The following is a 13,222-nucleotide window of genomic DNA, read 5'->3' as shown; positions in this document are numbered from 1 at the left end:
TGTAGTGTCACGTACATCAGCTACGCTGTATTCCTTCTTGCTTTTCACGTTATTTCATCACTATTTGGTACTTACTCTGTAACGACGACTGGAATATCTTGATCCTTGTTTCGGCGTTTTTTGTGTGCCAGCTTCTTAAGTGGTGGACATTTTTCTTCGTTGTAATAGGTGATCTGGCAGTCTAGACAGTAATGACATTCACGCATGTTGATCACACCATCTGGCTGAATTGCCTGGATTTCACACTCTTTCGCGCATGTCTTACAAGGCGTTCCACAGTCAGGGCGACGTTTCAACCAATTAAATAAACGCACGTTATTTGTGACCGACAGTGCGGCGCCTAATGGACATAAGTAGCGACAAAAGGTTTTTCGGTTAAAAAGATTCAACAAGATCAGGAATGCAGCCCAGGCAACAAATGGCCATTCACGATCAAACTTCAATAAGAAAGTGGTTTTAAACGGTTCAATTTCGGCAAACTGCTCAGCCATTGATAACGAATCGAGCGAAATTCCGAACAAACCTAATAAAATAAGATATTTGATAGTCCACAAACGTTCATGCACGGCATAAGGCAATTCGAATTGTGGAATTTTGAAATGGCGGGCAAGTTGATTAACCAGTTCCTGCAAGGCTCCGAACGGGCATAACCAACCACAGTAAACAGCGCGTCCCCACAATAAAATGGTCACAGCAGCAGCACACCATAAGATGAAAATAATCGGATCGAGTAAGAAAAGATCCCAGGAAAAATCGCTCATCAATGCCTGCAAAAATGTGAAGACATTCACCACAGACAACTGTCCGCCCCATGACCAGCCAATAAACACGACAGTTACCACCAAGAAGCCATGACGTAAGTTATGCATAAAGGTGGGATGGCGAACCAATACATCCTGGAAGAACAGGATCAGCAGCAAAACACTCAGCAAAGCAAGGAGTATCATGACTTCGAGCTGGCGCTCTTTCCATACTTGTTGGGTCAGTGAGAGTTCAGGCTCAGGGACAATTGCTGGCGGCGTATCGACATATTTCTCCAACATGTCGTAACTACCTTTAAAGCTGGTGAACAGGCTGTCGACCGGGCCAGTCTGGCGTCGAACCAACAATTCAAGCTGCCAACTTGATCCCGGATCAAGTTCATGATGCGCCTGCACTCGGAACACCGACATTTCTTTAAACGCTGGCGCCCCTGCAATATACAGATCCGTAATACGGTTGTGGTCTAGATCACGAAATGAAATCGCATTCTCATTTTGATGAATCTGGAGACGATCAAAGATCCCTCCCCGCACATAACCTGACCCCTTGAACGAGTAACCATTACCCAATACGACGAGTAGATGCTCGCCCGGTTTCAGTGATTGCATTAACCACTCATAATCTGCATCACCGAACAAGTTACGCCCAATCGTTGGCACATCAGCAAGCGCAAAATAGATTTCAGCAAACATACCCTGCTTTTGATCCGCAGGGATATTACCAATATGCTCAGCCTCTGTGCCTATAAAGGCTTCATCAATTTTTTCATTGGTCAGGTAGAGCTTGCGTATCGAACCATCCCCCGTTAACTGAAGCCAGTCTGCTTTTTCAAACTGATCTTGATAGATGGTCGATGGAGGCTGGATGATGGTTTGCTGCTTTTTAATAATTCCTAGTGACTGAGCCACTTTTGTTGCCGCTTTAGTAACGGCAACATTCATCACCATGACTGTAACAGTTGCGCCTGACAAGCCATCAACGGCAACATAGCCCTCGCTCTTATTACCACCAACTTTGATTCTGTCCTTCACCGATAAGCCAGTGTATTGATCAGCAAAGGCCCACAATTTCTTCTCTGGAATACCCGCTAAAATAATCGGTTCATGGTGTTCCAGCACTTTGGCAGTCAGGTAGTTACCTTGCGGATCGATAGCCACCAGCATATTAACCGGCTCACCGGAATAGGCCGGGATTTTAGCGACATCATTGGTTTCAAAAGCATAGCCGATAATGTCTTGATCTTTGTAGATCCGCCAGACAGGAATTTCCCCTTGTTTTTCAGCAATTTTTGTTGCGCTGGGAAAGTTTTTTTTGATGAGGGGGATAGGATCCTTTGGCGGACTAACAAACAATGCACTTGCTGGTGCTACCCCTCCCATAAAGAGCAAAAGGAATAAGAACGCACGAAAAATAGTTGTTCTGAATAAGCTAATCTTTTGCACCAACGAACTCCCAGATAGTACTTTCGCCTAAGTCACCAAATGAAGTATATTAAATGCAACTAACACCCAGTCATGATTGAGATCAATTAACTTACACATCATTACATCTGTACAACCAAACCGTGACATATATGACAAATGTACTATTTAAGATACAGACGCCGTATTACGCCTTCTATTAACCGTGATCACCCCAGAATCACCCAAAGTTAATATCAGCTTCAGTTTATTCAACAAAGGGCTACAGTTTAATCATCTATTCATTTTCAGTTCATGGCACTTCGATTACACTACAAATATGAAAAAATATAATAGATTTCTATACATTTTCTGTTTCCTCTTTTTATTGGCTTTTCATGTCAATGCTGCCCCGCAGCTTGAAATTGATGAAGATCACGACGAAGTAATGCATGCCGTTCAACAAGGGTTGATTCAACCTTTTTCCGCGTTACAAGAAAAGGTTGCCAAGCAACTTAATGGTCGCATTATAAAAGTAGAGTTAGACGAAGATGATGATGTATGGGTGTATGAGTTAAAACTGATTGACCCAAACAACAATATCGTAAAAGTCGAATATGAAGCCCGTACACTTACCATTATCGAAATTAAAGGTCGTGGGCTAGAAAATATCATCAAGGTGAACGAATGAAAATATTAGTAGTTGAAGACGAAATTATCCTTGGTGAGCAAATCATTGATGGTTTAGAAAGCAACGGTTGGATTGCAGAACTTTCAAGTGATGGGATTGATGCCCTATACCGTGCAACATCTGAACCTTGGGATGTTATCGTTCTCGATTTAGGCTTACCAAAACTTGACGGTTTAACGGTATTAAAAAGTATTCGAGATGAAAACGTGAATACGCCAGTTGTTATTCTAAGTGCGCGTAATGAGCTTACCCAACGTGTTGAAGGGTTAAATGCAGGGGCCGATGATTACCTCACCAAACCTTTTCAGATGGTTGAGTTAATCGCACGTTTACGTGCCCAGCTACGCCGTTCAACGGGTAATGCGTCCCCTGTTATTCAAGTCCAAGAATTAAGTTTAGATACGCGGACATCAAACGTATTGTGGCAAGGCCAAGTCGTCGATCTTACGGCGTTAGAATTTAAGGTACTGTCTTACCTTATGCATAATACTGATAAAGTGATTTCAAGAACGGAATTGGTCGAGCACATTTATAAGCAAGATTTTGATCGTGACTCTAATACGATTGAAGTCTTTATTGGTCGTATTCGCCGTAAGATCGGCAATGATGTTATCAAGACAGTTCGCGGTCTCGGATACCGTATCAATGCCAATTAACACGATTGAAAAACGACTTCCTAGCCTTCGTAGCCGTTTACTTATCGCAGCGGCTGCTTGGCTTATTGTAATTACGCTTTCTGCCGGTTATCTTGTTCCGAGTTTCATAAAAACTTACCTAGTCGGTCAAGAAGAACAACAACTCAAGCTTTATCTTGATCAACTTACAGCGCTTGTAGATGTTACCCCCGACGGTAAAATGTCATTATCAGGCAAGCTCTCCAATCCTCTCTTTGAATCGCCCTACAGCGGATTATATTGGTCGCTGACTATCAAAGACCAACAATTACGTTCTCGTTCCCTGTGGGATACCCGCATTCGAGGCAATAAAAAAGAAGGTTTTATTGGGCCTAATAAACAACCTTTAATTGTGATCAGCCGAGAGTTCTTTCTGCCAGAAACGGATGATCCCGTCAATTTATCGGTAGCGATTAATAAAGACAAACTCAATGCTACATTACAAAAACTGACACATGGTTTGTGGTTTATATTAATCATTATGGCTATCGGTATTTTAGCGTTAACGTGGTTGCAAGTTAGCTGGTCGTTATCTCCTCTAAGAAAGCTCCAACAGAACTTAAAAAAAGTACGAAATGGTGAGCTTACTGAATTAACAGGCGTTTATCCGACAGAAGTTAAACCTGTTATCGATGACCTAAATGCACTGCTATTCCATTATCAGGAACTACTAGAACGTGCCCGTAACCATTCAGGGAACCTTTCTCATGCACTTAAAACACCTATAGCCATATTAAACAATGAAGTCGCCCTGCTAAACGACGCAGATAAAACAAAGTTAACCCCTGCTTTACTGCAATTACAACAGCATATTGATTATCACTTAGGCAGAGCACGTATGGCTGGCGCTGCAAATATTCTAACGGCCAAAACAGCCCCATCATCCCGTGTCGATGCCATCTCTATGGCCATGGATAAAATTTATTCACACCGTGAAGTGATATTGGTCAACGAGTTAGACAGTAATTTGAGTATCGCGGTTGAAAAGCGAGATCTCGATGAAATAGTGGGAAACCTTATTGAAAATAGCTACAAATGGGCAAATAGTTTAATTCGCGTACATCAGCAATCTGTCGATACTGACACAGTGAGCATTGTGATTGAAGATGACGGGCCCGGTATCGCTGAAGATGAATGCAATGAAGCACTAAAGCGGGGTATTCGATTAGATGAAAGTACCCCAGGAACAGGCCTAGGGCTCAATATTGCAAATGAACTTGCGCACAGCTACCGCGGAGAATTAACTCTGAGCCGAAGTCCATTAGGTGGGCTAAAAGCAGAGATAACCTTGCCATTACCAAGAAGTTGAATACATAAAAATCTTGAACTAAAAAGCGAGCAACCTATCATTTAAGGGCCAAGCCTCTGAACGATAAAATGCTCGCTTTTTTAATATTATCAGCTTAAACGTTATTAGCTTAGCTTCTATAGTTGAGGCCAAAAAATCATATTCACAATGCGTACAATAACGCCAACCACAAAGCAACTAACCCCAAAACGATACCAACGGTATTCGTGTGCATCCATACCCACACGCTTAATAACCATTACTGCTACACCAGACCAGTCTTTCGTACGTCTAGCATAAAGAAACATACTCTTAGCGATAAATAAAACGCCAGTAACGAGCAAAATCACTTCAACAAAGCCCATCGTCGCTTGCAACATATCAATAATCCTTGTGCTTTATAAATCCATTTAAACGCTTAATGTATTGAGAATTCCGTTCCCTATTAGCTCTAAGATACTCATGTTAATGCAATCATCAATTAGACCTTAGTTGCAATGCTTTGCTTAAAACGGCTAAATGCACTCTTACTTGCTGTTAATTAATGCTTCTATACGTTTATGTTCTAGCTGCTCTGGTGTAGAGAAGCTAAACCATTTATAGATGTATTTACTCTTATCTAATGGTGTGTCTGTACTTAGTTCAACATCACCACCTTCGGCAAACAGTGAACTACAAACAGACTGATGTAGACGCCAGCACAAATGATTACTTTCAGGGTAATCAATAAGAAAAGCCTTTAATGTAGAATAAAAACGCAACGTACCAACAGCATTAAAACTACCGTCGTTTTTATCATAAAGTTCTTTAAAGGTTTCACCCAACAAGGTTTCTCGCATTTGGCAAAGGCTGTAAATTTCAGCTTGAATCTCATCAGGTATTGCTAAACTACCCGATTCCCAGCTTTGCCAAGTACTACTTGATACACCATTACCAATGACGTCAGCGGCTTCGGTTACTTCAAGCATCAAAATCTTTCGTATAGCCTGTAACTCAACATGATTCATGTTTAGCCAACTCATATCATTACCTTCACTAATTACCCTTTAAGATAAACATCATACGGTAGCTATTATACCCAAGCTACCTCAATATGCAGGATTCAGAGTGATCTCAGCGTGTTTAATTCAAGGAAAATGTGTGTAGGAATGGTATTCCCTTTCAAACATATTTGATACAGAAGTAGATACGCTGAATCACTCCCGAAGGGCGAGTTTTGTTGGGCTCTATGCGGTGTTACTTATTTTCAACGTAGAACGACTAGGTCCATAAATGAGTGCCTTGCCTAGAGCCCAGCAAATTCTCGCTGAAACGAGCACCTTGAGGTAACTTGGGTATAAACCATTGGAAATGAATCCATTTCCTTCTTAATTTTCATACCGATATTAGAAATATTTGTACATTACTTCAGAGATAAGAAGGTTTATTTCTACAGTGTAAATCGAGAGTTTTTTATCCTAATCACAATAGTATGGTAAGTGATACCCAATAAAATACTGCCGCTTGAAAGGAGAATCTAAACAAATTGAAAATAATAAGCGCAACATCCGTTAAAGTTTGAATGCTTACTGTCTGACTTTAGTGTAAAATCCAGCCCCCAGAATATATAACGCACGATACCGAGACGACATGCAATTACTCGAAGCCAAATTACACAAAATCGACCGCCATAATTACCGCAGCTATTCTAGTATGCGTGGTGAATACACTTTCGTTGACTTCGACTTTTTTATCGATACTGTTCAAGCCGACCCTTATGCGCCGGCTTCTCGTGTTCGTGCTCGCCGTAAATGGGCGCTAACTGATTTAGCATGGTTGAAAGATCAATCTCAAGATTACCAACGTGCTGCACGTGATTTTATCGCACGTCAATTTGCCGATCTTTCACAACAAGAAAATGGCATTCAAATCGATCGTCCTGGTCAGGTTATTCTCGACCGTACCGCTGTCGTTTTTGACGAAGAAGGTATTGAGTTACGTTTCCGCATTAACTTGCCTGCAGACGACCGTAAAATCATTGCTAAAAAAGCAATGAATTTAATGACGTTCACCATGCCTAAAATTATCCGTCGTTCTACGATTGCTCGTGAACTTCCGATTGAAGAAATGAAGCGTCATTGTGAAGCAGTAGAAGATCAAGTTGCTTTACGTAAGCAGCTTGAAGAAAACAACCTATTAGCGTTCGTTGCTGACGGCAGCGTATTACCTCGACTTGCTGGTAATGTTGATTTACCAATGGCTGATGCAATTCCTTTTGAATGCCCAGCAGAATTGGCTATCGAACTAGATGCACCACATAAGGGTAAAATTCGTGGTATGGGCGTACCTAAAGGTATCACCATGATTGTTGGTGGTGGTTTTCATGGTAAATCAACCCTACTCAATGCTATCGAAAGCTCTGTTTACGATCATATTCCTGGCGATGGTCGTGAATATATTGTAACCAATGAATCTGCAACAAAAATTCGTGCAGAAGATGGTCGCTGTGTACATAACGTCGATCTTTCTCCATATATTAGTAATTTACCTATGGGTAAAGATACCGCAGCATTTAGTACACAAGATGCATCGGGCTCAACATCGCAAGCATCCTGGTTACAAGAATCACTTGAAGCAGGCGCAAAAGCATTGCTTATCGATGAAGATACCTCAGCATCGAACTTCATGATCCGTGATGAGCGTATGCAGGCATTAATTTCAAAAAATGATGAGCCGATTACACCACTTGTCGATCGCATTGCACTACTTCGAGATCAACTGGATGTCTCTGTATTATTAGTTATGGGTGGTTCTGGCGATTATTTGGATGTGGCTGATACAGTTATTCAAATGCATAATTACCAAGCACTTGATGTAACAGCAAAAGCAAAAGAAGTGATTGCTACGCACCCTACTCGTCGTACACCTGAAGGGTCTGAAATTCTACCTCTTCCTCGTACACGTCAGTTAAATCGTGCTGCACTTAAAACCATGCTTGAAGACGGTAAATTCCGTATTCAGGTTAAAAACAAAACAACACTACGCTTTGGTCGTGAACTGATTGATCTGCAAGCGTTAGAGCAAATTGCAGATTCTAGCCAGCTATATACTGTCGGTTGGTTATGGTTCCAACTTGCTCAAGGCAAAGGGTGGGAAAAACAACCATCAAAAGCATTTGCCCAAATGCTGAATGATGATTGGTTCCGCACAATGCCGCATTATGGCGATTTAGCGAAGCCACGTGCTATCGATGTTATGGCGGTTTTAAACCGTATGCGTAAAGCCGATTTTAAATAATCTGCCATATTAATCAAAATACCTAAACCCGCAGTAATGCGGGTTTTTTTATCTTTTTATCCACCCTCTTTTGTTTCTCTAGATTCTAACCCTTGAATCAACCAATGCATTAATAAGCCTCTATACTTTTTAAGTTCACTTTTTACACTCTGTGAAATGGGCTTAATAAGGCTACGATATGTATAAAATGCATTTCATCGATTCTTTACCAATTTATCTTATGGCAGGATTAATTCTTGGCTCGATTTTATTGGTATTCGAATTTGGCTATCGATTAGCACGCATATTTCTAGCGGATAAATTGAATAAAGCGATCAGCCCAATGACGGGGGGATTAGGTGGATTATTGGCTTTTATTCTTGCTATAACATTCAGCATGGCTGCAGGAAAAAATGATGCCAGAAAGCAACTGGTTTTAGATGAAGCTAACGCAGTTGGTACCGCCGTATTGCGTACCGATTTTCTGCCTGAACCTTACAAAAAAGACAGTAAATTATTACTCGTTTCTTATATCAATGAAAGATTAATATCAAAAGAAGAAAAAAAGCGAGTACTTAAATCCTCACAGAGTGAAGATCGCGTTAATCTACTTATAACCAATAGTGTCATATTGCATGAAAAATTATGGCGCAATGCAGTTAGTGCGTATAACGTTGAACAAAACCAGATCATCAAGCTCTATATTGAGTCACTCAACCAAGTTATCGATATCCATACCGAACGTGTAAATAAAAGCCTTCAAAGCCGAATTCCAATTAGTATCTGGTTTAGTTTAATACTGCTCACTTTTCTAACAATGGTGCTTACAGGTGTTCAGGTTGGCTCACAAAGTGAAGCTAGAATGCTAATAGCAGCACTTCCATTTGCCCTTGCCTTCACCCTTGTTTTAACATTAATTATCGAACTCGATAGGCCTAATCGAAGTATTCTTGCTGTTAGCCAACAGCCTCTAATTGATTTACAACGTTCGCTATCGCCCAAAGCACCAACATCCGAAGTTTCCATGCTGACACCCGCTAATCACCAAGTCACCAAGTCACCAAGTCACCAAGTCACCAAGTCACCAAGTCACCAACAAAAAATACAATGAATCATCTAGACTTACTTCGCAACTGAAACTTTCAGAAGAATAACATCAATACCTACTTACTCGCCTTTTCCTTCATTGATCAGGCAACAGTAAGTGTTGCCATTCTTTATGTCGGCTCATGTAGTGGGCAACATAACTACACGTTGGAATGATTGTATAACCCTCTTGTTCTATCCCTTTTAATACAGCCTCCATCATAATGCTGGCGTATCCTTTTCCACGCAATGCATCTGGCACATGAGAATGATCTAACGTGAGCACATTATCTGAGATTTGATAACTGACTTCAGCTTGATAACCCGCTTCTAACTCAACAAAGTAAGCCTGCTTTGCACGATCATGCACAGCGTTGTAATGTTTTTCTTCACTCATATCCCTACTCCTTTTATTCCACGCGCTGCTTTATCGCTTATCTTACTTAGAAAAAAGAACGGTGAGCTATGCACGCACCGCTCTTTTTACGTTTATTTAGAATAACCTGTGTACTATAAAAAGACACTTGAGATTTATACTCATCTCTGAATATTAAGCATCAAGAGTATAATCGTAGTACTAGCTTTGATGCTTTGCTAAAGCAACCGCCGCTTGCAATGTGGCTTCTTCAACATAGCCCCCTAGCACTGTTGTATTCTGTTCATTGGCACCTTTAACTGGCATCACAACATAAGCTGGTGTACCACTAAAGCGTAGATCTTGTGCTAGTTTCATGGTTTTCACCAACTCAGGAGACCATTCTTCAAGCTGTGCCAAATCGACCGTTGCACCCGACTTTTTCACTAATGCCTGAATATTAACTTCAGTTAGTTTCTCGCCATCAAGCCCCAGCTGCATAATGCCTTGGTGGTAAATTGCAAAGCCCTTTTCACCTTGCTGCTTAAATACTTCTAAACTCACACGTGCCGCCGTGTCTGACAACTTGGATCGTTTCGCGAGAATTGGGAAGTTTTTTATCAATAACTTAGCATCACTGTTTTTTTCTAAAATGGCATCCACAATCGGTGACGATTTAATACAATACGAACACTGATAATCTAAGAATTTCACGATAGCCACATCACCATCAGCATTCCCTTCAAACGGAGTCTCTTTATCATTTAACAGGGCATTTTTCTGCTTCACCGCCTCACTGACTCGCAAAGCATTCTGCTTAGCGTCTTCTCGCGCTTTTAATTCCATACTGGCATCAATCAATACTTCAGGGTTGTTTACCAAGTATTCCATCGCAATTTTGCCAATTTCTTCTTGCTGTGCGGCAGAAAAGGAAGAAGCGGTGTTTGTCGTATTAGCAGCAAATGCAGAGGTCACGGTGGCGCCAGTCACAACGCTTGCAAGTAAAAGGGCCAGTTTTTGTTTGGTCATTCTTTTCACCATTTATGATTAATTAGCTCGTTAAAATCAACATCACCCTAAAGGTTGGAGTTAACTTTAAGGTCAAGAGCTTTTGCATCAGCACGACATGCCGAGCACATTTTTTGTTTGAAAATCAGATCTAGAGCCCAAAATGATTTATCTGTCTTAGTCACTAAAATACCAGCAAAAAGTGGCAGTAATAAGCCGATAGATAGCGGTGAGATGGGCTGCGCGGTGTTCCAAGCAGCAATCATCAACGCCACGATAGGAAACAGTAAAAAACACAACGAAGCAGTGAACGGGGTCGACAGTTCATTCAATTTAAAGTAAGCCACAATACCGCCGACACTTGCAAATACACCTAGATATAACACAGCTAACAGTGATTCAGATGAGAACGTGCTTGGCTGAGCCCCTTCCAACAATAACGAAACAATAACCAACAATATCGACGCTATGAAACATGGTACGGTGTTGTATGTAAGCACAGGAATATCTTTACAGTATTTTTGCACAAACACGTACATTAAAGCATGAATCATAACAGCAGCGCTGAGCGCACTCATACCGATTAAATAACTGGCGCCCCCAATATTCATTTCATTTTTCAAAATCACACTTAAGCTAACAACTGCCACCAGCAAGCCCGCAATTTGGTGCTTTCCCAAGTTCAAACCAAGGAATAAGGTAGAAGTCATCATCACTGCAATCGGCATATTGGCAAAGATGATCGCCGCTAAACCAGAAGAAATATATTGCTCGCCAAAAATCATAAGCGTGAAGGGAATAGCAAAATAAAAAACAGCCACGATCACCATCCAATGCCGACGCCCTTTAGGGAACATTAATGGCTGCTTATACCATCGGGTCAACGTCACAAGAATCGGTGCTGCAATCAAGAAGCGTAAGCTAGTCGCAAAAATGGGCGGAATGGAACTGACTGCCACTTCCATTGCAAACCATGTTGTCCCCCAAATTAAACACACAGAAAGAAACAACAGCGGTACGGTATATTTTGTATTCATTGACTGACTCATCCATCAAGGTCACTAAAACCATTCACTTGCTTTCTAGTCACATTTATTAATTACCTCTAATACCATTCTAGGTGGGTAGTTGGTCATAATATTGCGCAGGAAAAATCGCTGATAACTAAGCATGAATTTCAGATAACTAATTAGTCTAATTACAAAATTCATAACGACGCTATAAGTAGTTTTAACCAGTAAGAATGACCAAATACTTATGTAGGATGGTATAAATCAAGAGGTTAACTCATCCGTTGATGGTGTTTCACTCTACGACGAAAATCGTAAAGCGTTGTCTAGAAAGGTAAACTATCGTAAAGATATGAAAAATCATGCTTATATGTGAGATTACTTCAAAGGAAAAAGCGTGTGCCATGATCTAACAAACGCTTAGAAGATATTTTTAGCAAAGTAGGAGCATACCATTTCAACGTGTAACTTCGCCGCTCTACTCCACAGCATTAGAACGTAAATTTGGCGGCACTTGGTGCCAAGATTGTCTGTTTTGCATCTTTTGATAGCTATCGTCAAACAACTCACTCATGTATGCAGGGCTAATGTCATCTCCCGGTTGCTCTGATTCAAACTGCGGTTCTATATAGCTAACATTAAATTCCATACCCGTTCGCAGTGATTGCTGATAAATACGGTTTACATCCCCTAGCCCTTGGTATTTCAAAATAGTGTCTATTGAGCGAGACGCGATACCTTTCAATGTGTACTCTGTGGTTTTCCAGCGAGGTTCAAGTTCTGAATTGCGTATCACATACACTTTGTTTCTACTGTTTTGCGGCAACAATGAAAGGTCGACACCCTCTGGAAATAAAAACACTTGATTAGTTACACCACCATCAACATGCAATTCTTCAAACGATTCCAATGTTGATCCTTTCACCACTTGCACAGAGATCATCTTGGCAGGAAAGACTCCCGGAATCGATGACGAGGCAATAATAATATCTTCAAACAAGGCTTCAGCCTCTGGTGTATTCAGTGTTGCTATCTCGCCCATGTTCCAGATTACAGGTCGCTGGGCGTCAAGGTTTGTCGTGCCTATTAGTAGAATACGACCACGAGCATATTGCTTAGCAACCTTATCCAATAAAGCCGGAGTAATGGTTTCACGCACCATAGCTTCGAACTTATCGGTGTTCAGTAATGATTTAGTTGCTGCAATTTGGAAAATTGTATTTACGTCGTACAGTTCATCTGATTTCGTTTCAGTATATAGCTGCTTAAGATGCTGGTCGTAGTCTGCCCCCAAAAAGGCAAATACAGAGATGATTGCGCCAGTACTAACGCCAGTTACTGTCGCAAATTCAGGTCGATCGCCATTGTCGGTCCACGCATTTAACAATCCAGCACTATAAGCGCCGTTTGTACCACCACCCGACAATGCCAGGTGCGCCACAGCTTTGATATTCCCATTCTCATCAGTTAGGATCCCTGCATCCATTTGGCGCTGCTTTAAGGCCACCAGCTGATCTTTCGGGATTGGGTATTCACTGGTGTCTCCCCAGTAGCGTAATAATTCAGTATTTAACGGCTCATAAGAGACATGCTGTTCTTGTGACATATCTTGTCGCTCTAGCGAACTACAGGCTGAAATAAATACAATCGAAACGATAGAAACAAAGCGATACATGTAGGCCCTTATCCGCTA

Annotated in this window: 12 protein-coding genes; 5 read left to right on the top strand and 7 right to left on the bottom strand. The window is 41.2% G+C overall.

The features are described 5' to 3' along the window. Positions 1-71: 71 nt before the first annotated feature. Positions 72-2,204, bottom strand: coding sequence for a transcriptional regulator NosR (gene nosR / locus C9J48_RS09715; protein ID WP_006230024.1), 2,133 nt, complete (start codon positions 2,202-2,204; stop codon positions 72-74). Positions 2,205-2,502: 298 nt separating this feature from the next. Between nosR and C9J48_RS09710 the strand changes: the two genes are divergently transcribed. The 3 genes from C9J48_RS09710 to C9J48_RS09700 are packed head-to-tail and all read left to right on the top strand — an operon-like array spanning position 2,503 to position 4,836. Further along, positions 2,503-2,853: a PepSY domain-containing protein gene (locus C9J48_RS09710; RefSeq protein WP_011220923.1), complete on the top strand. Its 351-nt coding sequence runs from the start codon at positions 2,503-2,505 to the stop codon at positions 2,851-2,853. Next, positions 2,850-3,509 (top strand): response regulator transcription factor, encoded by a 660-nt coding sequence (locus C9J48_RS09705; protein WP_006230026.1) that lies wholly within the window; start codon positions 2,850-2,852, stop codon positions 3,507-3,509. Before C9J48_RS09710 ends, C9J48_RS09705 begins: the two co-directional genes overlap by 4 nt. After that, a complete protein-coding gene (locus C9J48_RS09700) occupies positions 3,499-4,836 on the top strand; it encodes an ATP-binding protein (RefSeq protein WP_006230027.1) in 1,338 nt (445 codons plus the stop codon). Before C9J48_RS09705 ends, C9J48_RS09700 begins: the two co-directional genes overlap by 11 nt. A 116-nt stretch (positions 4,837-4,952) precedes the next feature. Here the strand turns inward: C9J48_RS09700 and C9J48_RS09695 are convergent, their stop codons facing one another. Both C9J48_RS09695 and C9J48_RS09690 read right to left on the bottom strand, forming a co-directional pair. After that, a complete protein-coding gene (locus tag C9J48_RS09695) occupies positions 4,953-5,195 on the bottom strand; it encodes a hypothetical protein (protein ID WP_006230028.1) in 243 nt (80 codons plus the stop codon). 147 nt (positions 5,196-5,342) lie between these two features. Continuing rightward, positions 5,343-5,837, bottom strand: coding sequence for a YdiL family protein (locus C9J48_RS09690; RefSeq protein WP_006230029.1), 495 nt, complete (start codon positions 5,835-5,837; stop codon positions 5,343-5,345). Between the two features lie 607 nt (positions 5,838-6,444). Between C9J48_RS09690 and C9J48_RS09685 the strand changes: the two genes are divergently transcribed. Together C9J48_RS09685 and C9J48_RS09680 are read left to right on the top strand one after the other, a co-directional pair. Continuing rightward, positions 6,445-8,091 carry an ABC-ATPase domain-containing protein gene (locus C9J48_RS09685; RefSeq protein WP_006230030.1) on the top strand — a complete coding sequence of 549 codons (1,647 nt, stop codon included), beginning with the start codon at positions 6,445-6,447 and terminating at the stop codon, positions 8,089-8,091. A 178-nt stretch (positions 8,092-8,269) separates the two neighbouring features. After that, complete coding sequence (locus tag C9J48_RS09680; protein WP_006230031.1) at positions 8,270-9,181, top strand: bestrophin-like domain; 912 nt, start codon at positions 8,270-8,272, stop codon at positions 9,179-9,181. A 72-nt stretch (positions 9,182-9,253) separates the two neighbouring features. Here the strand turns inward: C9J48_RS09680 and C9J48_RS09675 are convergent, their stop codons facing one another. The 4 genes from C9J48_RS09675 to C9J48_RS09660 form a co-directional block, all read right to left on the bottom strand. Further along, the gene (locus C9J48_RS09675) at positions 9,254-9,553 is read right to left on the bottom strand and encodes a GNAT family N-acetyltransferase (RefSeq protein WP_006230032.1); all 300 of its coding nucleotides are present in this window, start codon (positions 9,551-9,553) and stop codon (positions 9,254-9,256) included. 180 nt (positions 9,554-9,733) lie between these two features. Continuing rightward, positions 9,734-10,540: a DsbA family protein gene (locus tag C9J48_RS09670; RefSeq protein WP_006230033.1), complete on the bottom strand. Its 807-nt coding sequence runs from the start codon at positions 10,538-10,540 to the stop codon at positions 9,734-9,736. A 47-nt stretch (positions 10,541-10,587) separates the two neighbouring features. Further along, entirely contained in the window at positions 10,588-11,556 is a 969-nt protein-coding gene (locus C9J48_RS09665) for a DMT family transporter (RefSeq protein ID WP_006230034.1), read from the bottom strand. Positions 11,557-12,007: 451 nt separating this feature from the next. Further along, positions 12,008-13,204 (bottom strand): patatin-like phospholipase family protein, encoded by a 1,197-nt coding sequence (locus C9J48_RS09660; protein WP_006230035.1) that lies wholly within the window; start codon positions 13,202-13,204, stop codon positions 12,008-12,010. Positions 13,205-13,222 lie beyond the last annotated feature (18 nt).

This window comes from Photobacterium profundum (genome assembly GCF_003026285.1).
Lineage (GTDB): Bacteria > Pseudomonadota > Gammaproteobacteria > Enterobacterales > Vibrionaceae > Photobacterium > Photobacterium profundum.
This window is presented reverse-complemented; position numbering and strand designations above follow the sequence as displayed.